The 20,788-nt window shown below is 64.5% G+C and carries 21 protein-coding genes; 18 read left to right on the top strand and 3 right to left on the bottom strand.

Annotated features, from left to right (window positions below):
• Window positions 1-15 precede the first annotated feature (15 nt).
• Window positions 16-294 (top strand): hypothetical protein, encoded by a 279-nt coding sequence (locus C722_RS0104645; RefSeq protein ID WP_017639388.1) that lies wholly within the window; start codon window positions 16-18, stop codon window positions 292-294.
• On the opposite strand, the gene rnk is transcribed toward C722_RS0104645, so the two are convergent.
• Together rnk and cyaY are read right to left on the bottom strand one after the other, a co-directional pair.
• Window positions 291-674 (bottom strand): nucleoside diphosphate kinase regulator, encoded by a 384-nt coding sequence (rnk, locus tag C722_RS0104640; RefSeq protein WP_017639387.1) that lies wholly within the window; start codon window positions 672-674, stop codon window positions 291-293. The two genes, C722_RS0104645 and rnk, sit on opposite strands and share 4 nt — an antisense overlap.
• A gap of 190 nt (window positions 675-864) precedes the next feature.
• The gene (cyaY, locus tag C722_RS0104635; RefSeq protein ID WP_017639386.1) at window positions 865-1,194 is read right to left on the bottom strand and encodes an iron donor protein CyaY; all 330 of its coding nucleotides are present in this window, start codon (window positions 1,192-1,194) and stop codon (window positions 865-867) included.
• Between the two features lie 170 nt (window positions 1,195-1,364).
• On the opposite strand from cyaY, the gene C722_RS0104630 reads away from it, so the two are divergent.
• The 17 genes from C722_RS0104630 (at window position 1,365) to C722_RS0104550 (ending at window position 19,782) form a co-directional block, all read left to right on the top strand.
• The gene (locus C722_RS0104630) at window positions 1,365-1,490 is read left to right on the top strand and encodes a lipoprotein (protein ID WP_007161378.1); all 126 of its coding nucleotides are present in this window, start codon (window positions 1,365-1,367) and stop codon (window positions 1,488-1,490) included.
• A gap of 9 nt (window positions 1,491-1,499) precedes the next feature.
• Window positions 1,500-2,747, top strand: coding sequence for a diaminopimelate decarboxylase (lysA, locus tag C722_RS0104625; protein WP_017639385.1), 1,248 nt, complete (start codon window positions 1,500-1,502; stop codon window positions 2,745-2,747).
• 10 nt (window positions 2,748-2,757) lie between these two features.
• Window positions 2,758-3,588 (top strand): diaminopimelate epimerase, encoded by an 831-nt coding sequence (gene dapF / locus C722_RS0104620; protein ID WP_017639384.1) that lies wholly within the window; start codon window positions 2,758-2,760, stop codon window positions 3,586-3,588.
• Window positions 3,585-4,271 (top strand): DUF484 family protein, encoded by a 687-nt coding sequence (locus C722_RS0104615; RefSeq protein ID WP_017639383.1) that lies wholly within the window; start codon window positions 3,585-3,587, stop codon window positions 4,269-4,271. Before dapF ends, C722_RS0104615 begins: the two co-directional genes overlap by 4 nt.
• Window positions 4,272-4,286: 15 nt before the next feature.
• A complete protein-coding gene (gene xerC / locus C722_RS0104610; protein ID WP_017639382.1) occupies window positions 4,287-5,180 on the top strand; it encodes a tyrosine recombinase XerC in 894 nt (297 codons plus the stop codon).
• Window positions 5,177-5,899 carry an HAD family hydrolase gene (locus C722_RS0104605; protein ID WP_017639381.1) on the top strand — a complete coding sequence of 241 codons (723 nt, stop codon included), beginning with the start codon at window positions 5,177-5,179 and terminating at the stop codon, window positions 5,897-5,899. The genes xerC and C722_RS0104605 overlap by 4 nt, the downstream gene beginning before the upstream one ends.
• 959 nt (window positions 5,900-6,858) lie before the next feature.
• A complete protein-coding gene (locus C722_RS0104600; RefSeq protein WP_017639380.1) occupies window positions 6,859-8,238 on the top strand; it encodes a hypothetical protein in 1,380 nt (459 codons plus the stop codon).
• 44 nt (window positions 8,239-8,282) lie between these two features.
• The gene (locus C722_RS0104595; RefSeq protein ID WP_017639379.1) at window positions 8,283-9,455 is read left to right on the top strand and encodes a DegT/DnrJ/EryC1/StrS aminotransferase family protein; all 1,173 of its coding nucleotides are present in this window, start codon (window positions 8,283-8,285) and stop codon (window positions 9,453-9,455) included.
• Window positions 9,456-9,474: 19 nt separating this feature from the next.
• Complete coding sequence (locus C722_RS0104590; RefSeq protein WP_026083658.1) at window positions 9,475-11,010, top strand: oligosaccharide flippase family protein; 1,536 nt, start codon at window positions 9,475-9,477, stop codon at window positions 11,008-11,010.
• Window position 11,011: 1 nt separating this feature from the next.
• Window positions 11,012-11,947 carry a glycosyltransferase gene (locus C722_RS0104585; protein WP_017639377.1) on the top strand — a complete coding sequence of 312 codons (936 nt, stop codon included), beginning with the start codon at window positions 11,012-11,014 and terminating at the stop codon, window positions 11,945-11,947.
• A gap of 57 nt (window positions 11,948-12,004) precedes the next feature.
• On the top strand, window positions 12,005-14,218 hold the full coding sequence (locus C722_RS0104580) for a polysaccharide biosynthesis tyrosine autokinase (protein ID WP_017639376.1): 2,214 nt from the start codon (window positions 12,005-12,007) through the stop codon (window positions 14,216-14,218).
• Between the two features lie 39 nt (window positions 14,219-14,257).
• Window positions 14,258-14,788 (top strand): transcription/translation regulatory transformer protein RfaH, encoded by a 531-nt coding sequence (gene rfaH, locus C722_RS0104575; RefSeq protein ID WP_017639375.1) that lies wholly within the window; start codon window positions 14,258-14,260, stop codon window positions 14,786-14,788.
• 35 nt (window positions 14,789-14,823) lie between these two features.
• The gene (locus C722_RS0104570) at window positions 14,824-15,822 is read left to right on the top strand and encodes a glycosyltransferase (protein WP_017639374.1); all 999 of its coding nucleotides are present in this window, start codon (window positions 14,824-14,826) and stop codon (window positions 15,820-15,822) included.
• Complete coding sequence (locus C722_RS0104565) at window positions 15,819-17,066, top strand: glycosyltransferase family 4 protein (RefSeq protein ID WP_017639373.1); 1,248 nt, start codon at window positions 15,819-15,821, stop codon at window positions 17,064-17,066. Before C722_RS0104570 ends, C722_RS0104565 begins: the two co-directional genes overlap by 4 nt.
• Before the next feature lie 30 nt (window positions 17,067-17,096).
• A complete protein-coding gene (locus C722_RS0104560; RefSeq protein ID WP_017639372.1) occupies window positions 17,097-18,185 on the top strand; it encodes a glycosyltransferase family 1 protein in 1,089 nt (362 codons plus the stop codon).
• Between the two features lie 37 nt (window positions 18,186-18,222).
• A complete protein-coding gene (locus C722_RS0104555) occupies window positions 18,223-18,537 on the top strand; it encodes a hypothetical protein (RefSeq protein WP_017639371.1) in 315 nt (104 codons plus the stop codon).
• A 45-nt stretch (window positions 18,538-18,582) separates the two neighbouring features.
• Window positions 18,583-19,782, top strand: a complete 1,200-nt coding sequence (locus C722_RS0104550; protein ID WP_017639370.1) for a glycosyltransferase family 4 protein — start codon at window positions 18,583-18,585, stop codon at window positions 19,780-19,782.
• Between the two features lie 3 nt (window positions 19,783-19,785).
• On the opposite strand, the gene C722_RS0104545 is transcribed toward C722_RS0104550, so the two are convergent.
• Window positions 19,786-20,649: an oxaloacetate decarboxylase gene (locus tag C722_RS0104545; protein WP_017639369.1), complete on the bottom strand. Its 864-nt coding sequence runs from the start codon at window positions 20,647-20,649 to the stop codon at window positions 19,786-19,788.
• Window positions 20,650-20,788: the final 139 nt, after the last annotated feature.

The following is a 20,788-nucleotide window of genomic DNA, read 5'->3' as shown; positions in this document are numbered from 1 at the left end:
AAAAGGTATCCGAACATGATTGACCACGCCGATGACGAAGAATCCTTTGTCTCCTCCCATCTGATCGAAGCGGTGGAGAACCAGCTTGCCGCTGGCGAGCCGAGCTATGTGCAGGCCGTACTCAACAAGCTGACCCTGGTCGGCTACGAGCGCGAAGAGGCCGTGCTGCTGATGGCCCAGGCGCTGTCCTACGAGATCGCCGCCATGCTCGACGCCGATCGCCCCTTCGACGGCGCCCACTACGAGCGCCTGCTACGGGCTCTACCGGAACTGCCCGAGGTCGCGGACGACTAGGCCTCGACCGGCTCCAGCGCCAGCAGCTCCACCTGCTGCTCCTTGCCGCCGGGCACCGGCCAGCTGAGGCGCTCGCCGGGGGTCGCGCCGAGCAGCGCGCTGCCGGCCGGCGCCAGCACCGAAATCCGGCCCTCCGCGCCGGCGTCCTCCGGATAGACCAGCACCACCTGATACTCCTTGCCGGTATCGGTCTCGCGGCAGCGCACCCGCGAATTCATGGTGACCACCGCGCCGATCTCCTCGGGCGCCACCACTCGCGCCTGAGCCAGTTCCTCGTCCAGGGCCTCGGCCACGGGCCCGAATTCGGGCAGGGCGTCGAGCAGCCGTTCGAGACGGGGCAGATCGACGGCGGAAACGGTGATGGGCGATGCATGACGCATGGCGGACTCCTGGAAGACGAGACGATGCGGCCCAACCGCGCGGTGCGGCGGACCACCGGGATGACGGGCGACCGGCGCCCAGCGAGAAGCCGCACAAGGGCGGCAAAAGAAAACGGCGCTCGAAAGGCGCCGTCAGGTCACGCTAGCACAGGGCTCAAGGCTCGGGTCAAGCTGCACCGACCGCAGGTCATTACAGCCCAGGCAAGGCCACACTCTCGCCGGTCTGCTCCAGGGTCACCCGTACCAGCAGCGCGCCGAGGGTCTCGGACGAGCTGTCGCAGATCCAGTTCTGGCCGTCCCAGTCGAAGTGATAGCCACCCGAACGCGCGGCGACCCAGAGCTGCACCAGCGGGGGCTGGCGGCTGAGAATCACCTGGCTGCCGTTGTCGAACTTGATCGTCAGCACGCCGCCGGCATTTTCCAGATCGAGGTCCAGACCGCTGTCGTCATAGGCGTCTTCGACCTGACGCTGGGTCTGGTCGACGAGGTGATGGAATTGCGCTTCGCTGAGCCGGCTCATGACGATCCTCGAAAGAAGGGAAAGAATCGCCGCACGGTAGCGGGCCGCCCAGATGACGTCCAGTCGTGGCGGCTGTCGGCAGCTGCGCTTCAGCCATCCGGGCGTGTCAAAGAGTCGCTCAACCCCGTTATACTCGGGACAATATTATCTTTTCGTATAGGTTGAGCGTCATGAAGCGCCTGTCTCTCCTCTTCATCGCCTGCGCCTGCCTGCTGGCCGGTTGCGGTCAGAAAGGCCCGCTGTACCTGCCCGACGACCAGAAAGCCGCCAAAGAACACCGCCACGACGTGTTCTAAGGAGCCCCCATGGAAGTCTTCGCTGTCCGTGCAGGTGAACTGCATGCGGAAGGGGTAGCCCTGAGCGCCGTGGCGCAGCAGTTCGGCACCCCCGCCTACGTCTACTCGCGAGCGCACATCGAGAGCCAGTACCGCGCCTATACCGATGCGCTGGCCGGTCTGCCGCACCTGGTCTGCTTTGCCGTCAAGGCCAACTCCAACCTCGGCGTGCTCAACGTCCTGGCCCGCCTCGGCGCCGGCTTCGACATCGTCTCCCGGGGCGAGCTGGAGCGGGTACTGGCCGCCGGTGGCGATCCGCACCGGGTGGTGTTCTCCGGGGTCGGCAAGACCCGCGACGACATGCGTCGGGCGCTGGAAGTGGGCGTGCACTGCTTCAACGTCGAATCCACCGACGAGCTGGAGCGGCTGCAACAGGTGGCCGCCGAGCTGGGCGTGGTCGCGCCGATCTCGCTACGGGTCAATCCCGACGTCGACGCCGGCACCCACCCCTACATTTCCACTGGTCTCAAGGAAAACAAGTTCGGCATCGACATCGCCGACGCCGAGGCCGTCTATGCCCGCGCCGCCGAGCTGCCGAACCTGGAAATCCTCGGCGTGGACTGCCACATTGGCTCCCAACTCACTACCCTGCCACCCTTCCTCGATGCCCTCGACCGCCTCCTGGCGCTGATCGACCGCCTCGCCGAGCGCGGCATCCTGATTCGCCACCTGGACCTGGGTGGCGGCCTGGGCGTGCGCTATCGCGACGAACAGCCGCCACTGGCCGGCGACTACATCCAGGCCATCCGCGAGCGCATCGCCGGGCGCAGCCTGACCCTGGTGTTCGAGCCGGGCCGCTTCATCGTGGCCAACGCCGGCGTCCTGCTGACTCGCGTGGAATACCTCAAGCACACCACCCACAAGGATTTCGCCATCGTCGACGCGGCGATGAACGATCTCATCCGTCCGGCGCTGTACCAGGCCTGGATGGCGGTGGAGCCGGTGGTCGCGCGCCAGGGCGAAGCCCGCCGCTACGACCTGGTCGGTCCCATCTGCGAGACCGGCGACTTCCTCGCCAAGGACCGCGAGCTGGTGCTGGCCGAGGGCGATCTGCTGGCCATCCGCTCCGCTGGGGCCTATGGCTTCACCATGAGTTCCAACTACAACACCCGCGGCCGTGCGGCCGAGGTGATGGTGGATGGCGACCAGGCGCACCTGGTCCGTCGGCGCGAGACGCTGGAAGAACTCTTCGCAGGCGAGAGCCGGCTGCCGGCCTGAGGGGAGTTCCATGCAACTGCGCTTCACCAAGATGCACGGTCTGGGCAACGATTTCATGGTCCTCGACCTGATCAGCCAGCACGCCCACATCCAGCCCAAGCACGTCCGTCTGTGGGGAGATAGAAACACCGGGATTGGCTTCGACCAGTTGCTGATCGTCGAGACCCCGACCACCCCGGACGTGGACTTTCGCTATCGCATCTTCAACGCCGATGGCTCCGAGGTCGAACAGTGCGGCAATGGCGCCCGCTGCTTCGCCCGCTTCGTCTTCGACAAGCGCCTCACGGTCAAGAAGCAGATCCGCGTCGAAACCAAGAGCGGCATCATCGAATTGCACCTCAAGGGTGATGGCCAGGTGCGCGTCGATATGGGCGCACCGCGCCTGCAGACCGCCGAGATCCCCTTCATCGCCGAGGCGGAGACCCTGAGCCATGCCGTCCAGGTCGACGGCGAGACGGTCGAGCTGGCGGTGGTCTCCATGGGCAACCCCCACGGCGTGCTGCGGGTCGCCGACGTCGACCAGGCGCCGGTGCTCACCCTCGGGCCCAAGCTGGAGTGCCATCCGCGCTTTCCGCAAAAGGCCAACATCGGCTTCCTGCAGATCATCGACGCCCAGCGCGCCCGCCTGCGGGTCTGGGAGCGCGGTGTCGGCGAAACCCGCGCCTGCGGTACCGGCGCCTGCGCCGCCGCCGTGGCCGGGATTTGCCAGGGCTGGCTGAAATCGCCGGTCAGCATCGAGTTGCCAGGCGGTCTGCTCAACATCGAGTGGGACGGCGTCGGCCAACCGGTGCTCATGACCGGTCCGGCCACCCGTGTCTACGAAGGCCAGGTAAGAGTATGAGCGATACCCCCGAACTGACCGCGGACCAGGTCGCCGACTGGCTGCTGGACCATCCGCACTTCTTCGCCGATCGCGAAGAGCTGCTGGCGGAGATGCGTGTCCCCCACCAGCGGGGGACCGCCATCTCCCTGGTCGAGCGGCAGCTCGGCCTGCTGCGCGATCGCAACGGCGAGATGCGCCATCGCCTGGCCCACCTGATGGACGTGGCCCGGGACAACGACCGGCTGTTCGACAAGACCCGCCGGCTGATCATCGGCCTGCTGGACGCCAACAGCCTCGAAGAGGTGATCGGTACCGTCGAGGACAGCCTGCGTCATGAGTTCAAGGTGCCCTACGTCGGCCTCATCCTGTTCCACGAGCACCCGCTGCCGGTCGGCCGCAGCGTCACCCCCGCTGAAGCGCAAAAGGTGATCGGCGGCCTGCTGGGTGGTGAGAAGACCACCAGTGGCGTCCTGCGCGCCCACGAACTGGCCTTCCTGTTCGGTGACTCGGCCAAGGAAGAAGTCGGCTCGGCTGCCGTCGCCGCCCTCTCCCACCAGGGCCTGCATGGTGTCCTGGCGATCGGCAGCCCCGACCCCCAGCACTATCGCAGCAGCCTGGGCACGCTGTTTCTGAGCCATGTGGCGGAAGTCCTGGCGCGGGTACTGCCCCGCTTCCCCGTCCCCTTGCGTACGGTGCGCTGAGCCCGGGAGCGGAGCATGCAGATCCAGCTCGATGCCTATCTCGACCATCTGCGCCTGGAACGCCAGGTTTCGCCCCACACCCTCGACGGCTACCGCCGCGATCTGCGCAAGCTGCTGACCTTCGTCGAAGCCGAGGGGCTGAGCGACTGGGGCGGCCTGGACAGTCGGCGCCTGCGCGCCCTGATCGCCCAGCTGCACCGGGCCGGCGCCTCCAGCCGCAGCCTGGCGCGGCTGCTCTCGGCCTGTCGCGGCTTCTATCTCTACCTGATTCGCGAAGGTCACTGCAGCCAGGACCCGGCCCACGGGCTCTCGCCGCCCAAAGCCCAGAAGGCCCTGCCCAAGGTGCTCGACGTCGACCGCTCCATGCAGCTGCTCGACGGCGCCGTGGAAGACGACTTTCTCGCCCTGCGCGACCAGGCCCTGCTGGAACTCTTCTACAGCTCCGGGCTGCGGCTGTCCGAACTGGTGGGTCTGGACCTGGCGGATGTGGACCTGGCCCAGGGCTTGGTTCAGGTGCGCGGCAAGGGCAACAAGGAACGGGTGCTGCCCATCGGCAGCAAGGCTCGCGACGCCCTGGAGACCTGGCTCAAGGTCCGGCTCCAGGCCGCCCCGCGTGACGATGCCCTGTTCATCGGCCAGCGCGGTCTGCGGCTGACGCCCCGCGCGGTGCAGCTGCGGGTGCGCGAGGCCGGCGTCCGCGAACTGGGCCAGCACCTGCATCCGCACATGCTCAGGCACAGCTTCGCCAGCCACATGCTCAGCGCCTCCGGCGATCTGCGCGCGGTGCAGGAGCTACTCGGCCACGCCGACATCACCACCACCCAGATCTACACCCACCTGGACTTCGGCCAGCTCGCCGAGGTCTATGACAAGGCGCACCCCCGCGCCAAGCGCAAGGCCAGCCGATGACGATTCGCCTCGTGACCTTCGACCTCGACGACACCCTCTGGGAAATCGCTCCCGTCATTCATTCCGCGGAGGCCCTGCTGCGCGACTGGTTCGCCGATGCCGCTCCGCGGCTGGGCAGCGTTCCGGTGGAGCACCTCTGGGCGATCCGCGATCGCCTGCTGCAGCAGGACGCCGGGCTCAAGCACCGGGTCAGCGAGATGCGCCGCCGGGTCATCCACCAGGCACTGCTCGATGCCGGCTATGGCGAACCCGAGGCCGCCCAGCTGGCCGAAGCGGGCTTCGCGGTCTACCTGGCCGCCCGCCAGCAGGTCACCTTGTTCGACGACGTCCACCCCACCCTGGAGCAACTGGCCGATCGCTACACCCTGGGCGTGCTGACCAATGGCAATGCGGACGTCCAGACCATCGGCCTGGCCGACTACTTCCGCTTCGCCCTGAATGCCGAGCAACTGGGTGTCGGCAAGCCCGACCCCACGCCCTTTCGCGAAGCCCTGCGCCTCACCGGCATTCCCGCCGGGGCCACCGTGCACGTAGGGGACAACCCCGTGGATGATGTCGAGGGCGCCCAGCGCGCCGGTATCCGCGCGGTCTGGTTCAACCCCTTGCAGCATCCCTGGCAGGGCCCCGGCAAACCGGATGCGGAGGTCCGCAGCCTGAGCGAGCTTCCCGCCGTGCTGGAGGGATGGTCAGGCAGATCGAAAAATAGTAATACTAAATAATGAAAAGCTGATTTTTTCGCGCTTGCCAGCCGTCTGCTTGCTCCTTCGATTCTGTTAACCAATCGTCAAAATATTCGTCACACTTGCAGCCCGCATTAGCAGATGCTTTGCGACCCCCTTCACCAAAAACTTCGGGAGCCGACGGTTTTTTGCCAAGCACACCTCATTTGGCCGTCTATTCCCTAAGAACAACAGCAGTAATGGCCGTCTCGCTGACCAACTTCCCCTGCCGGACCTCGCGTTGACAGTCCAAACCCTTTTGACAATCATTGCCGCAGATTCGAAGTAGCGCTGGGATTGCGCGCTGAATCTGCTGCCGTACAGGTCAGGGAAGACAGCATTACCTCCCCCTCCTCTGCGTCTCGCCGATGGTTTCTCAAGTTTCTGGACGTTGCGTTGTCAGGCCTTGATATCGGTAACTAAACCCTCTGTTCATTCCGTCCAGGTGCAAACCCGTGCGGTAGCCATGTCCGAACCGGACCGGTTACCAGTCAAGACGCGGTAAACCTGTGCGGTAGCCATGCCCAGGCGCTGGACAGGGAGGGACGATCACCGTGCCAGCGAGCACCTGCAGGACTACATGGATGTCATCTGAACTGGACTTAATTCTCTTTGCTCACGCAACTTCGGTCTTGCCTGAAACAGGCAAGCGAATGACGGTGCGGGCAAACAAGCTACCGCGGGCTTCAGCGCCCTGCGTGCTGGTTCGGATCAGTTCGAAAAGAGTGGAAAGCGCTCGCTAGACAGTCTCGAGCAAGTTGGCGAAGTCCTGGCACTGACAACCAAGCATTAGTTATCTGCACTGGCTGTCGCGGGCCCTGACCGACGTTCATCAGACGGTCATTCACTCAATAAAGATTAAAAAGCTCTGCTGCATTTTTTGCTGACTGCCGGGCACGGCGAAAGCCAGTTTCAACCACGTTAATTGCGCCCTGATGGCGCACGGAGAGGATGCCCCGATGGCAAGGAATGATCTATCGGAAGCGACATTAGGATGTCTAATTGGCGGCGCTGGTCCGGCGGGCCTGGGATTCCTGTTCAATGCCATCAAGCGTGGCGCCCTGGAGCAGCTGGCCCAGGCGGGCACCATCATCGTCGACGCCGGGACCGAACTCGGTGCCGGCAAGCTGGGTGACTATCAGATCATCGCCAACTCGGTGAGCGACGTCTTCCTGGACTGTCTGCGCGACCCCCTGTTGGCGCCCATCCTGGCGCCGCTGCAGGCCTCGCCGACCTTTCGCCACCTCAAGTTGAATGCCCAGGAAGCGCCGGCGCTGCCCATCGTCGGCCAGCTCTTCCAGCAGGCCGCCGGCCTGATCCTGCCCTGGCTGGAACGCCAGTACGGTATCCCCACCTGGCGCCAGACCCGTATCACCGAGGTCACCTGCGAAGGTTCGAGCTATGTCGTCTGGCTGGAACAGGCCGGCGCCATCCGCCGCGTGCGCACCTCCAGCCTGGTGCTGAACCTGGGCGGCAAGCAGACCCGCTCCAGCTTCGAGGAAAGCAGCCAGGCCATGGGTCTGCAGCTGCCCCAGAGCGCCTCGATCGACAGCTCCGACAGCCTGCTGCGCCTGCAACCCGAGGCCCTGCGCCAGCGCTATCGTGCCCGTCTTAAGGATGGCGGTCCGATCTGCGTGGTGGGCGGGTCCCACAGCGCCTTTTCCGCCCTGGACAACCTGGCCAGTGCCCTGCACCACGACGGCCTGCGCGAACTGACCCTGGTCCATCGCTCGCCGATCCGACTGTTCTACGAGACCGCTGCCGAAGCCCTGGCCGCCGGCTATGACTTCGACCCGTTGCAGGACATCTGCCCCATTTCCAAGCGGGTCAACCGCTCGGGCGGGTTGCGCTACCGAGCCCACGAGATCGGTCGCCAGGTCCTGGCCGGTCAGGCCATCGGCGGCACTCCGGTCAAGGTGAAGACGCTGCAACTGGATGGCAGCGCCGAGCGCCTCGCCAGCGCCCAGACGCTGTTCGACAGCGCCGCCCTGCTGGTTCAGGGCATGGGTTACCAACCCATAGTGCCCGAGCTGCGCTGCCAGGACGGTCGTCCGCTGACCCTGCGCACCCTGCGCGGCGGTCTGGATTCCGACGCGGCCGGCAGCCCGCTGGACCAGCACGGCCAGCGCCTCAAGGGCCTGCACCTGTTCGGCCTGGGTTCGGGGTTAGCGGTCGACCCCCGACTGGGCAGCGAAGCGTCCTTTTCCGGACGCATCTATGGGGTCTGGCAGTTCCACAACGATGCCAGTCGCGAGGCCCTCGAATCGGTTCTGGAGCGGCTGGACAAGCCCGGCGTCCCCTTCCGGCCGATGGCCAGCCCCGTCGCCGAACACGCTTGACCGAACCGACACGTATCAAGGACTCGATAAGCAGGTACCGGATCATGATCAATGTGACCAAGCCCTACCTGGGCGACAAGGAACGCTTCAAGGCGTATATCGACAAGATCTACGCCAACAACTGGATCACCAATCAAGGCCCGCTGCACGCTCAGCTCGAAGAGCGCCTGCGCGATTATCTGGGTGTCAGAAACATCATCCTGGTCAACAACGGTACCCTGGCCCTGCAGGTCGCCTATCGCGCCCTGGGCCTGTCCGGCAGCGCCATCACCACGCCGTTCAGCTTCGTCGCCACCACCAGCACCCTGCACTGGGAAGGGATCCGCCCGGTCTTCGCCGACATCCACCCGGAAACCTGGAACCTGGATCCGGCCAACGTCGAAGCCGCCATCGAGCCTGACACCTCGGCCATCGTCGCCACCCACGTGTTCGGCAATCCCTGCGATGTCCGTGGCCTGCAGCAGGTCGCCAACCGCCACGGCCTCAAGGTCGTCTACGACGGCGCCCATGCCTTCGGCACCCGCTTCGAAGGCCGCTCGGTACTGCAGTGGGGCGACATCACCACCGTCAGCTTCCACGCCACCAAGCTGTTCCACACCATCGAAGGCGGCGCGATCATCACCGAAGACGACGAGCTCGCCGAGCGTGTCCGCCGCATGATCAATTTCGGCATCGTCGATGCCGAGCGCATCGAAGGCGTGGGCATCAACGCCAAGCTCAACGAGGTATCCGCGGCCATGGGGCTGTGCATCCTCGACGAGCTGGAAGACATCCTGGCCCGCCGCGCCGTCATCGGTCAGCACTATGAGCGACGCCTGCAGGGCGCCTTCGACCTGCAGCGCCCCACCTACGGCAGCCAGCTGAACTACAGCTACTTCCCGGTGGGCCTGCGCGACGAGCCGAGTCTGCTGGACACCAAAAAGGCCCTGAACGCCGTCGGCATCAATCCGCGCCGCTACTTCTATCCGTCGCTGGAAACCCTGGACTACCTGCAGCCTCAGGCGATCAAGCCGGTCTCGCGCAAGCTGAGTCACCGCATCCTCTGCGTGCCGCTCTATCCGGACTTGCCGCAGGCGACCCAGGACCTGCTGATCGACACCCTGCTGTTGGCACAACAGAAAAAGACCAGCATGGAATCCCTGCGGGCACTCATCACCCCGGCACAGCTGCTGCCGAGCTGGGATTTTCCCGGCGACTCCTCTCCTGTTCTAACTTGATCCTGGCCCGCTATCTCCCATGACCAGTCCCGCGAAAGTGTCGGTGTTGCGCAACACCCTGATCAATTATGCCGGCCAAGCCTATGCGCTGCTGATCGGCATCTTGATCCAGCCGATGTATCTCGGTCATCTGGGTGCCGAAACCTATGGTCTGATCGGCTTCTTCGCCGTGCTGCAGACCTGGCTGCAACTCCTCGACGTCGGCATTTCCGCCTCGCTGGTACGTGACGTCGCCCATGGCCGTGGCCAGACCGGCGCGGGGCGTACCCGTGGCCAGCTGCTGCGCTCGCTGGAGTTCATCTTCATCCCCCTGGCGACCCTGGCCTTCGTCGCCATCGAGCTGAATTCGGAATGGATGGCGGGCCACTGGCTCAACGTCCAGGGCCTGCCCACGGAGACCGTGGCCCACTGCATCGGCCTGATGGGGCTGATGATCGCCTTCCGCCTGCTGTCGACGCTGTACAAGAGCGGCGTCCAGGGCGTCGAGCTGCACGGCTGGCTGAATCTGGTCAACGTACTGATCGCCACGGTGCGCTATTTCGGCGGTCTGATCCTGGTGATGTGGATTTCCCAGGAGCCGCTGGACTTCTTCGTGTTCCAGGCCTTCGTCGCCGTGTTCGAGATGCTGGTCTATGCGCTCAAGGCCTATCGCCTGCTGCCCAACCCCACCTGGTGGAGCGGCTTCGACTGGCAGCGGGTCAAGCCCATCGTGCCCTTCGCCCTGAGCATGTCCTTTACCTCGATCCTGTGGATCGCCCTGACCCAGCTCGACAAGCTGGTACTGTCCAAGGCGCTGCCCCTGGCCGAGTACGGCTACTTCAGCCTGGTGGCGCTGATCTCCACCGGCATCGTGACCCTGACCAATCCCCTGGTGCAGGCGCTGCTGCCGCGCATGACGGTGCTGGTGTCCCAGGACAAACCGCTCGAACTGGAACGCCTCTATCGCAACGCGGCGCGCTTCGCCTTCGCCATCCTGCTGCCGCTGGCGGCCATGGTGGCCTTCCATGGCGAGGCGCTGATCTTCGCCTGGACCGGCGACAAGGTCTCCGCCCACTGGAGCGAACCGATCCTGTTCTGGTACGCCCTGGGCTCGGCGCTGCTGGCTCTCAGTCAGTTCCAGTTCTATCTGCAGTACGCCTACGGCAAGTTGCGCCTGCACGTCTGGTACAGCCTGGTGTCCGCGGCCATTTCGGTGCCCATCGTGATCCTGGTGGTCCTGCATTACGGCGCCTACGGCGCGGCGCTGGCCTGGTTCTTCATGCGCCTGATCCCCTTCGTGATCTGGCCGATGATCGTCCACGGCCGCTTCGCGCCGAATCTGCAGCGCTACTGGAACCAGGACCTGCTGGTGGCCGTGGTGGTGACCGCCATCGGCGTGGGCCTGAGCAAGTTGCTGTACCAAGAGATTCAACCGCAGGAGCGGTTTGCCATTCTCGCCACCCTTGCCCTGAGCGGTGGCCTGACCCTGGTGCTGATGGCGCTGAGCTATGTGCTCTGTTCTCCGAAACAGACCCGCTCGCGCCTGTTTTCCCAACTCTACAAAGCAGGTATCTGACATGGACGCTCGGACCGAAGCAGAGATCATGAAGAACTGGCCGACGGATTGCAGTCGGCCGGTCGCCAGCATCGTCTGCCTGACCTTCAACCATCGCGACTACATCGGCCAGGCCATCGATGGCTTTCTGCGCCAGCAGACCGATTTTCCCTTCGAGATCATCATCAACGATGACGCTTCGACCGATGGTACCCGGGAAATCCTCCAGGACTACGAGCGCCGCTATCCCCGGCTGATCCGCCTGATCCTGCAGAAGGAAAACCAGTATAGCCAGGGCAAGCCCTATGGCATGCCGGTGTTCCAGCACGCCCGCGGCGACTACATCGCCTATTGCGAAGGCGACGACTACTGGAACGACCCGCGCAAGTTGCAGCTGCAGGTGGATTTCCTGGAGCGCAATCGGGACTACGCCCTGACCTTCCACGCCTCCTATGCCTTCAACAGCAAGGGGATCGTCAATCCGCAGCGTTTCAGTGGCCAGGATCACTACGACCGCAGCGAAACCGAGCTGAAGAAGGCCCTGCCGCTGTCCACCCTGACCGCCTGCTTCCGCAATGTCCTGCGGGAACTGCCGCCGGAGCTGGAAACCGCTGCGCTCATGGACATCGTCTGGTGGTCGCTGCTGGGTGCCCACGGCAAGGGCAAGTTCATGGACGAGATCCGCCCCGCCGCCTACCGCGTGCACGAGAACGGGATCTTTTCCATGCGCGCCAGCCAGAAGCGCCTGCAGATGGATCTCCACACCCAGTACTGCCTCGCCAACTACTACTACCGGCTGGGCGAGCGTGACCTGCATGTCTTCTTCCTGCGCCAGGTCCTGAGTCTTTCGCTGTCCTCGATTCCGCCGACCCAGAAGGTCAAGGCGCTCTTGCGGGCGGTAAGCAACATCACCCTCAACATCGGCCGACGCTTCGCCCCCAAACGCGTCACCTACTGAACGTACACAGAGCAGTTTTCCGGCTGCGCTGTATCCAGCTAAAAGGAAGGGACCCCAATGACCGTCATGCAGCGCTCTTCGTTCGAACAACACGAAGAACAACACCTGGACCTCAAGACGATGGCCCTCACGCTTCTTGATCACAAGAAGCTGATCGCGGGTATCACCGCGGGCTTTCTCGCCGTGGGCATCACCTATGCCGTGCTGTCCACCCCGCAGTACATCGCCGGGGCGATGATCCAGATCGAACCCAAGAAGAATGCGCTCACGGCGGTCGCCGAGACCGTGGTGCGCCCCAACTCGGCCTCGCCGGCCGTGGCCGAGATCGAGCTGCTGAAATCCCGCGCGGTGCTGGCCAAGACCGTGGAGAACCTGCGCCTGGACATCGAGGCCAAGCCACGCTTCTTCCCGCTGATCGGCCACTACCTGTGGCGCACCTACGAAGCCGACAAGCCGGGTCAGCTGGCGGACAGCTGGCCGCAACTGCGCGGCTTCGCCTGGGGCGGCGAAAAGATCGACGTCTTCCAGTTCGATGTCCCGGACGACATGTACGGCGAGACCCTGACGGTGGTCGCCGGCAGCAACGGTCGCTATCGCCTGCTGGACAAGGACAAGCAGCCGCTGCTGGATGGCCAGGTCGGCCAGATGGCCAGCGGTAACGGCTACCGCATGCAGATCAAGACCCTGACCGCGCGCCCCGGCACCGAATTCAAGGTGACCCGCAACCGCGTCATCACCACCGCACAGCTCTATCAGAACCGCATCAAGACCAGCGAAGCGGGCAAGGAGTCGGGCATCATCTATCTGTCCCTGGCGGACGAGAATCCCGACCTGGCCAAGAGCGTGCTGTCCGAGATCAGCCGCCTGTACGTGCTGCAGAACGTCGAGCGTAGCTCGGCCGAAGCGGCCCAGCGCCTGGACTTCCTGCGTGGTCAGCTGCCGGCGGTGCGCAAGGACCTGGAAAGCGCCGAAGCGGCCCTGAACAGCTATCAGACCAACAGCCGCTCCGTGGACATCAGCCTGGAAACCAAGGCGGTCCTGGACAAGATCGTCACCCTCGACACCAACATCTCCCAGCTCAAGCTCAAGCAGGCCGAATACGATCGCCTCTATACCCGCGATCACCCCAGCTACAAGACCCTGCTGAACCAGCTCGCCCAGCTGGAAGTGGAAAAGCGCAGCCTGCAGCGCAAAGTGGAAGCCCTGCCCAGCACCCAGCAGGAACTGCTGCGTCTGAATCGCGACATGAAGGTCACCAACCAGACCTATCAGCTGCTGCTCAACCAGGCCCAGGAACAGGACATCATCCGCGCCGGCACCATCGGCAACGTGCGCCTGGTCGACAACGCCGACGTCAACCTCGACGAGCCGGCCACCAACCGCAAGATCGCGCTGATCCTGTCGCTGCTGCTGGGTCTGGTGACCTCCGTGGTGGTGGTCTTTGTCCGCCAGGCCTTCCAGAAGGGCATCGAGAATCCCGACACCGTCGAGCAGATCGGCCTGCCGGTCTATTCCACCCTGCCCTTCACCAAGGACCAGGAGCGCCTGAACCGTCGCCTGAAGAAAAAGACCCGTACCGGCGAACCCAATCTGCTGAGCGTGGTGCAGCCGGCCAACCTGGCGGTGGAGTCCCTGCGCAGCCTGAGATCCAGCCTGCACTTCGCCATGCTGGAAGCCAAGAACCGGGTGATCATGATTTCCAGCCCGACCCCGGGCGTCGGCAAATCCTTCGTCTCCAGCAACCTCGCCGCGGTGGTCGCCCAGTCGGGTCAGCGCGTGCTGCTGATCGACGCCGACATGCGCAAGGGCTATCTGCACCGCGTGTTCGGCCTGCAGCCGCAAGCCGGCCTGTCCGAGCTGCTGACCGGTCGCAGCAAGCTGCGTGAAGCCATCGTCCCGAGCGGTATCGCCCAACTGGACATCATCAGCTGTGGTCAGTCCGCGCCGAATCCCTCAGAGCTGCTGATGCACGCCAACTTCTCCCGTCTGCTGGACGAAGTGGGCGGCCTTTATGACCTGGTGATCATCGATACCCCGCCGATCCTGGCGGTGACCGATGCCGCCCTGGTGGGTCGTCTCGCCGGCACCACGCTGCTGGTCACCCGTTTCGGCCAGAGCACCCTCAAGGCGGTGGAGAACTCCCGCCGGCGCTTCGCCCAGAACGGCATCACCATCAAGGGCGCCATCCTCAACGGCGTGCAGCGCAAGGCCTCGACGTCCATGGAAGACGATGGCGTCTACGGCTACTACGAATACGGCCCCCGTACCTGATACGCCGCAACCGATCGCCCCTAGAGAAGGAACTCGCCCATGACGCTCGCCCCTCCCACCGGTCACTGGTATCTGGTGCAGACCAAGCCCAATCAGGAAGCCAGGGCCGAAGAAAACCTGAGCAGACAGGGCTATGTCTGCTTCCGGCCCCAGCGCGAGCGCAAGGCGTCCGGCAGAAGTCGTGCGGTTGGCAGCGAGTCGCTGTTCCCGGGGTATCTGTTCATTCAGCTCAATGACGTGAACGACAACTGGTACCCCATCCGCTCGACGCGCGGCGTCAATCGGATCGTCAGCTTCGGCACCCAGCCGACGGCGGTGAGCGAAGGCATCATCGACGACATCCGCCAGCGACTCGCCGCCCTGGCGGAACCTGCGCCCGCCCACCAGCCCGGCGCGACCGTGCGGGTGCAGTACAGCCAGGAGCTGGAAATGGACGCGGTGTTCCTGAGTGCCGATGGCAACGAGCGGGCCATCATCCTGCTGCGCATCCTGCAACGCGAACAACGGGTCAGCGTCGCTCTTGATCAATTGTCGGCAGCGGCTCCCGTCAACCAACGGCTGCGCGCCTGACCAAGAACTGTAAGACCCTTTGGAGGAGTCTATTCATGCAATGCAAGACCACGGTCGTGACCGTCACCTACGGCAATCGCCTCGGCTATCTGGAGCAGCTGGTCACCCGCGCCCTGGCCGAACGCACCATCCACCAGGTCGTCGTGGTGAGCAATGCGGCGACGGTATCGCTGGATAGCCTCGAAACCCGCTGGCCCGGTCAGGTCAAGGTGATCGCCCTGAGCGAGAACACCGGCTCCGCCAACGGTTACGCCGTGGCCCTGGAAGCCGCTCTGGCCAGCGACACCACCCATATCTGGATGATGGACGACGACAACGCCCCCCTGGGCGATGCCCTCGACGTGCTGCACCGCCGCCTCGATGAACTCGGCGCCGTCCATGGCCGCGACAAGGTCGCCGTGCTCGGCTATCGGCCGACCCAGCAGGCCGACATCGCCCAGTGCATCCCGACCAAGATGATCACCCAGCCGCGTTCGAGCTACTTCGGCTTCCACGTGGCACGCATTCCCTACAAGATCTGGCGCCGCCTGCCCTGGGGCCGTCCGCGCGGTGGCCAGCCGGAAGCCCTGGTCGAGCTGCCCTTCGCCCCCTATGGCGGCATGCTCGCCCACCGCAGCCTCTATGAGCGCATCGGCCTGCCCCTGCGCGAGCTGGTGCTCTATTCCGACGACACCGAGTACACCTACCGCATCACCCAGGCCGGCGGAAAGCTGTTCATGGTCACCGAGGCGGAACTCGAAGAGCTGGAGCACTCCTGGAACATCAAGGAAGGCACCAGCAACGTCTACCAGAACTACCTGCAGGCCGGCTCGGACTTCCGCGCCTACTACGCCGCGCGCAACCAGGCCTGGTTCGACAAGAACGTCTGGGCCAGCTCGCGGCCGATGTACAACCTCAACCGCTACGTCTTCCACACCCTGCTCAAGTGGTTCGCCCGTGATGACAAGAGTCGCCAGCGCCTGGCGCTGATCCGGCAGGCGGTCCAGGACGGCGAAACCGGCGCGCTGGGGATAAACCGCAGCTATCCGCTATGAAACTGCTCTTTCTCAACAGCTTCTATCCGCCCCATGTGGGCGGTGGTGCAGAGCTCATCCTGCAACGCAGCGTGGAAGGCTTCCAGCAGCGTGGCCACGACGTCGCCGTGCTGGTGACCGGTCCCGAGCAGGGTGTGCATGAGGAGACGGTGAACGACGTCCGCGTCTATCGCGCCGGGCTGAAGAACTTCTACTGGCCCCTGACCCAGCAGCGCCCCGGTCCGCTGGCGCGCTTCGGCTGGCACTTTCGCGACCAGTACAACAGCGCGATGCGGACACCCCTGCGCCAGGTCCTGCAACGGGAAAAGCCGGACCTGGTGGTGTGCCACAACCTGTCCGGCTGGTCGGTAGCGGCCTGGGACGAGATCCGCGCCAGCGGCGTCCCCATCGTGCAGGTGCTGCACGATATGTATCTGCTGTGCCCGAAGAACACCCTGTTCAAGAAGGGCCAGAGCTGCCAGAAACTCTGTGGCAGCTGCGCCGCCCTGCGCCGGCCCCACGCCGAGCAGTCCGCCAAGGTGGATGCCGTCGTCGGCGTCAGCCGCTATCTGCTGGACACCATCGTCAACAAGGGCTACTTCGGCGGCGTTCCGCGCCAGGTGATCCACAACGCCAGCCTGATCGCCGGCAGCAATGGCGAAACCTCGACACCCAGTCCCGAGGGCGTCGTCCGCTTCGGCTACATGGGCACCCTGTCGGAAAACAAGGGGGTGGGCTGGCTGATCGAGCAGTTCCAGCGGCTGTCACTCAACGCGACCCTGACCATCGCCGGCAAGGGCCAGCTGGACTACGAAACCCAGCTCAAGGCCATGGCCGATCCGCACAAGGTCAGCTTCGTCGGCTATCAGAAGCCCGAGGACTTCTACCGGAACATCGACGTCTTCGTGGCGCCGTCGCTGTGGGCCGAGCCCTTCGGCATGGTCGCCGTCGAGGCCTGCGCCTTCCAGAAGCCGGTCATCGCCACCCGCATGGGCGGCCTGCCGGAGATCGTCCGGGATGGTGTCAACGGCCTGCTCTGCAACGCCGACGACCGCGACTCCCTGGGCCGCGCCCTGCAATGCCTGCATGACGATGCCGAGCTGCGCCAGCGGCTGAGTCTGCTGAGCCGCACCGCGGTGGCCGATCTGCTGAACATGGACACCATGCTCGACCAGTACCAGGCGCTCTTCGAGGACGTGCTGGGCAAGGCGCAGCACGGCGCCACCAAGCAGCTTCACGTCCCTCACACACAGCTTTCCAACTGATCCACCCAGGTCACGGCAACGGGCAGAATCATGATCATCGTCAATTCCCGCTTCATCACCCAGGATCTTCGCGGCGTCCAGCGCTTCGCGGAATGCATCTCGCTGGAGCTGGCGAAGCTGAGATCCGACCTGCGCTTCGTCGCGCCGCCCGGCGCCGTCAGGCCCGAGGTGGCCAAACGGCTGGGCATCGAAGTCATCGGCACCCGCCAGGGCCAGCGCTGGGAGCAATGGGACCTGCCGAACTGGCTGAAGAGCCAGGGCAGCCCGCTACTGCTGTCACTGTGCAGCACGGCGCCGCTGCTCTACAGCAACCAGATCGCCACCCACCACGACATCAACTACGTGCGCTTTCCCGAGAGTTACTCGTGGAAATTCCGCACCTCGTACCGCTGCCTGATTCCCATGCTGCTCAAGCGCTCGAACGCCCTGATCACCGTGAGTGAATTCTCCCGCGACGAGATCTCGCGCTTCTATCGCTACCCGAGCGACTCGATCACTGTCGTGCCCAACGCCGTGGCCGACGCCTTCACCCTGGCGCCGCGGATCGACAGCGTCGACACCCCCTATCTGCTGGCGGTGTCCTCGCCCAGCTACCACAAGAACTTCTCACGGATGCTGGAAGCCTTCGCCGCCCTGCCGCGGGACCTCAAGGTCGAATTGCGCATCGTCGGCGACAGCCACGCCGTGTTCGGCCAGAGCGATCTGGCGACCCTGGCGGCCAGGGATCCGCGGGTCAAGCTGCTCGGCCGCATCGACGATGGCGAACTGGCGCGCCAGTATCGCCAGGCCACCGCCTTCGTCTTTCCGTCGCTCTACGAGGGGTTCGGCATCCCGCCCCTGGAAGCCCAGGCCTGCGGCTGCCCGGTGATCTCGGCCAATACCGCCTCCATGCCGGAAGTCCTGCAGGACAGCGTCCTCTATTTCGACCCCTACGAGACGGCCAGCATCACCCAGGCGATGCGCACCATCCTGCAGGACGCACCGCTCAGGGAGGCGCTCCGCGCCAAGGGCCTGGCCAACATCCAGCGCTTCAACTGGCAGACCTCCGCGAGAAAGGTCTCCGACCTGCTGGACAGCGCCCTGGCGATCACCACGAAGTCCGCGGCCAGGGCCGCCTGAAACGACCCCACAACAACAATTCAGCGATCAAGAACTCATGGAAGAGACAAGCAAAGCCATGGCTGGCCAGCGCCGTTCCTCTGTACCCCTGACGCTCGACGAATCGAACGTGTCCGGACGCGTCCTTCAGGTCGCTGATTGCCACCTTTTGCGCAGCAGCTCGGACGACACCGCGGCAGAGACCGCGGAGCGCCCGGAGAACGCTGAATGTTTCGAAACGCCTGCAACAGACGCCGTCTTTGCAAAAAGCCCAACCATCAAGTTGCACGAACTCGACAGCGCTTCGGACGACATCGAGATCACCCGGCTGCCCTGGGGATATGCAGTGACCAGAAAGACCCGCACTCCATGATTCAGCACCAGCACTTGATTTCATTTCACGCTTAAGGAAGACGACATGAAAATCGCCATCGTTCACGATTGGTTGGTAACCTTTGCTGGCGCCGAACGCGTGCTCGCCGAACTGCTCGACATCTGGCCGGAGGCGGACCTGTTCAGCGTGATCGACTTCCTTTCGGACGAAGATCGAGCGCAGCTGCAGGGCAAGCAGGCGACGACCACCTTCATCCAGCGCCTGCCGCAGGCCAAGAAGCGCTATCAGACCTATCTGCCGCTGATGCCGCACGCTATCGAGCAGCTGGATCTGTCCGGCTACGACCTGATCATCTCCAGCAGCCATGCGGTGGCCAAGGGCGTCCTGACCGGTCCGGACCAGCTGCACATCAGCTATGTCCACTCGCCCATCCGCTACGCCTGGGACCTGCAGCACCAGTACCTCAAGGAAGCCGGGCTCGATCGCGGCCTGAAGGGCAAGCTGGCACGCGTCATCCTGCACTATGTGCGCATCTGGGATCAGCGCACCGCCGCCGGCGTGGATGCCTTCGTCGCCAACTCCCACTTCATCGCCCGGCGCATCAGCAAGGCCTATCGCCGCGAAGCCAAGGTCATCTATCCGCCGGTCGACATCAGTCGCTTCACGCCCAGCGGCGGCAAGGACGACTTCTACCTGACGGCCTCGCGCATGGTGCCCTACAAGCGCATGCCCATGATCGTCGAAGCCTTCAGCTCGATGCCCGACAAGAAACTGGTGGTGATCGGCGCCGGCCCCGAATTCGAGAAGGCCAAGGAGGTCGCCGGTCCCAACGTCACCCTGCTCGGTTACCAGGACTTCGACTGCCTGCTAGACCACATGCGCCGAGCGCGGGCCTTCGTCTTCGCCGCCGAGGAAGACTTCGGCATCACCCCCATCGAAGCCCAGGCCTGCGGGACCCCCGTCATCGCCTATGGCCGGGGTGGCGTGCTGGAAACCGTACGCGGCCTGGATGCGCCCCATCCCACCGGCGTCTTCTATCCGGAGCAGAGCGTCGCCTCGCTGTGCGCCGCCGTGCGCCAGTTCGAAGCCCTGGAGACGCCGATCAGCCAACAGGCGTGCCGGCAGAATGCCGAGCGCTTCGCCACCAAGCGTTTCCGTCAGGAAATGCGTGCCTTCGTCGAAGCCCGGGTTGCCGCGCTGCATCTGCCCGCCGATCTGGATCTGGAGATCGTCACGCCCTTTCCCAGCAAGGGTCTGCAGCCGAGTTCGCTGAGCACCGCCTGATCGTTACTCCTTCACGTCCATGAATTCCCGCGCCCAGACTCGATACTCCTGCAGTGTCGAGTACTTGGTGGACAGCTCGGACGCGGACAGGTCGGACGCGGTGATGTCGCGCTGCTCTCTCAGGCAATCGTAGGTCGCCTTGATCGCCGCGAAGTAGGCGGCATGACCATTCACCACCACCCGCACCCCGGCCTTGGCCAGGCGAGCGTTGTCGCGCAGCTGGGGATTGCCGTAGGTCACCAGCATCACCGGCACGCTCAGGTGCTGGGTGATCTCTTCCAGATGATCGAAGTCACGAATCCCGACCATGCAGATGCCGTCCGCGCCCGCCGCCTCATAGGCCTTGGTACGGGAGATGACCTCTGCGGTGCTCAGTTCGGTGGCGTTGGTGCGGGCAAAGATGCTCAGGGCTTCGTCGATACGGGCTTCCAGCGCACCCTTGATCTTGCCGATGCCCTCTTCGACGCTCACCAGGTCGGTGGACTTGCGGCCATAGCCGGCCGGCAGCACGGTGTCCTCGATGGTCAGGGCAGCCACCCCGGCGCGCTCGAGCTCGGTGATGGTACGCATGACGTTCAGGGCATTGCCGTAGCCGTGATCGGCGTCGGCGATGATGGGCAGCCGGGCGACCCGGCCGATGCGAGTGGCCTGTTCGACGAATTCGCTCAGGGTGATCAGGGCGAAGTCCGGAGCGGCGAGCACCTGCAGGGAAGCCACCGACCCGCCGAGGATGCCCATTTCGAAACCGAGGTCGTTGGCGATGCGCGCCGACATGGGATCGAAGACGGACGCCGTGTGGTAGCAGCTGTCCGATTTCAGCAGGGCTCTGAACGCTAAGCGCAGCTTGTGCGGGGAGGTTGGCTTCATAGAATTTTCCTTCTGGGATAAACCGAACAGACAATGTTAGCGCGACAAGTAGTGGTCACACGACCAGATGTCCGGCTTTGAGATAAATCGATTCATCCAACTGACCCACGGTCGCCGTTCGGCCTCGCCGCTCAGGCGC

Origin of the sequence: Pseudomonas sp. 313 (assembly GCF_000316965.1) — a bacterium.
Taxonomy (GTDB): domain Bacteria; phylum Pseudomonadota; class Gammaproteobacteria; order Pseudomonadales; family Pseudomonadaceae; genus Chryseomonas; species Chryseomonas benzopyrenica.
The sequence above is the reverse complement of the archived record's forward strand: the minus strand, read 5'-3'. Positions and strand labels throughout refer to the sequence as shown.

Coding starts and splice junctions, on each gene's coding strand:
- cyaY (WP_017639386.1), bottom strand. CDS start 1,194: ATGAGCCGGCTCAGCGAAGCGCAATTCCATCACCTCGTCGACCAGACC.
- C722_RS0104605 (WP_017639381.1), top strand. CDS start 5,177: ATGACGATTCGCCTCGTGACCTTCGACCTCGACGACACCCTCTGGGAA.
- C722_RS0104560 (WP_017639372.1), top strand. CDS start 17,097: ATGATCATCGTCAATTCCCGCTTCATCACCCAGGATCTTCGCGGCGTC.
- C722_RS0104590 (WP_026083658.1), top strand. CDS start 9,475: ATGACCAGTCCCGCGAAAGTGTCGGTGTTGCGCAACACCCTGATCAAT.
- C722_RS0104565 (WP_017639373.1), top strand. CDS start 15,819: ATGAAACTGCTCTTTCTCAACAGCTTCTATCCGCCCCATGTGGGCGGT.
- rfaH (WP_017639375.1), top strand. CDS start 14,258: ATGACGCTCGCCCCTCCCACCGGTCACTGGTATCTGGTGCAGACCAAG.
- C722_RS0104615 (WP_017639383.1), top strand. CDS start 3,585: ATGAGCGATACCCCCGAACTGACCGCGGACCAGGTCGCCGACTGGCTG.
- C722_RS0104595 (WP_017639379.1), top strand. CDS start 8,283: ATGATCAATGTGACCAAGCCCTACCTGGGCGACAAGGAACGCTTCAAG.
- C722_RS0104630 (WP_007161378.1), top strand. CDS start 1,365: ATGAAGCGCCTGTCTCTCCTCTTCATCGCCTGCGCCTGCCTGCTGGCC.
- C722_RS0104645 (WP_017639388.1), top strand. CDS start 16: ATGATTGACCACGCCGATGACGAAGAATCCTTTGTCTCCTCCCATCTG.
- C722_RS0104580 (WP_017639376.1), top strand. CDS start 12,005: ATGACCGTCATGCAGCGCTCTTCGTTCGAACAACACGAAGAACAACAC.
- lysA (WP_017639385.1), top strand. CDS start 1,500: ATGGAAGTCTTCGCTGTCCGTGCAGGTGAACTGCATGCGGAAGGGGTA.
- C722_RS0104570 (WP_017639374.1), top strand. CDS start 14,824: ATGCAATGCAAGACCACGGTCGTGACCGTCACCTACGGCAATCGCCTC.
- C722_RS0104600 (WP_017639380.1), top strand. CDS start 6,859: ATGGCAAGGAATGATCTATCGGAAGCGACATTAGGATGTCTAATTGGC.
- C722_RS0104545 (WP_017639369.1), bottom strand. CDS start 20,649: ATGAAGCCAACCTCCCCGCACAAGCTGCGCTTAGCGTTCAGAGCCCTG.
- rnk (WP_017639387.1), bottom strand. CDS start 674: ATGCGTCATGCATCGCCCATCACCGTTTCCGCCGTCGATCTGCCCCGT.
- C722_RS0104550 (WP_017639370.1), top strand. CDS start 18,583: ATGAAAATCGCCATCGTTCACGATTGGTTGGTAACCTTTGCTGGCGCC.
- dapF (WP_017639384.1), top strand. CDS start 2,758: ATGCAACTGCGCTTCACCAAGATGCACGGTCTGGGCAACGATTTCATG.
- C722_RS0104555 (WP_017639371.1), top strand. CDS start 18,223: ATGGAAGAGACAAGCAAAGCCATGGCTGGCCAGCGCCGTTCCTCTGTA.
- xerC (WP_017639382.1), top strand. CDS start 4,287: ATGCAGATCCAGCTCGATGCCTATCTCGACCATCTGCGCCTGGAACGC.
- C722_RS0104585 (WP_017639377.1), top strand. CDS start 11,012: ATGGACGCTCGGACCGAAGCAGAGATCATGAAGAACTGGCCGACGGAT.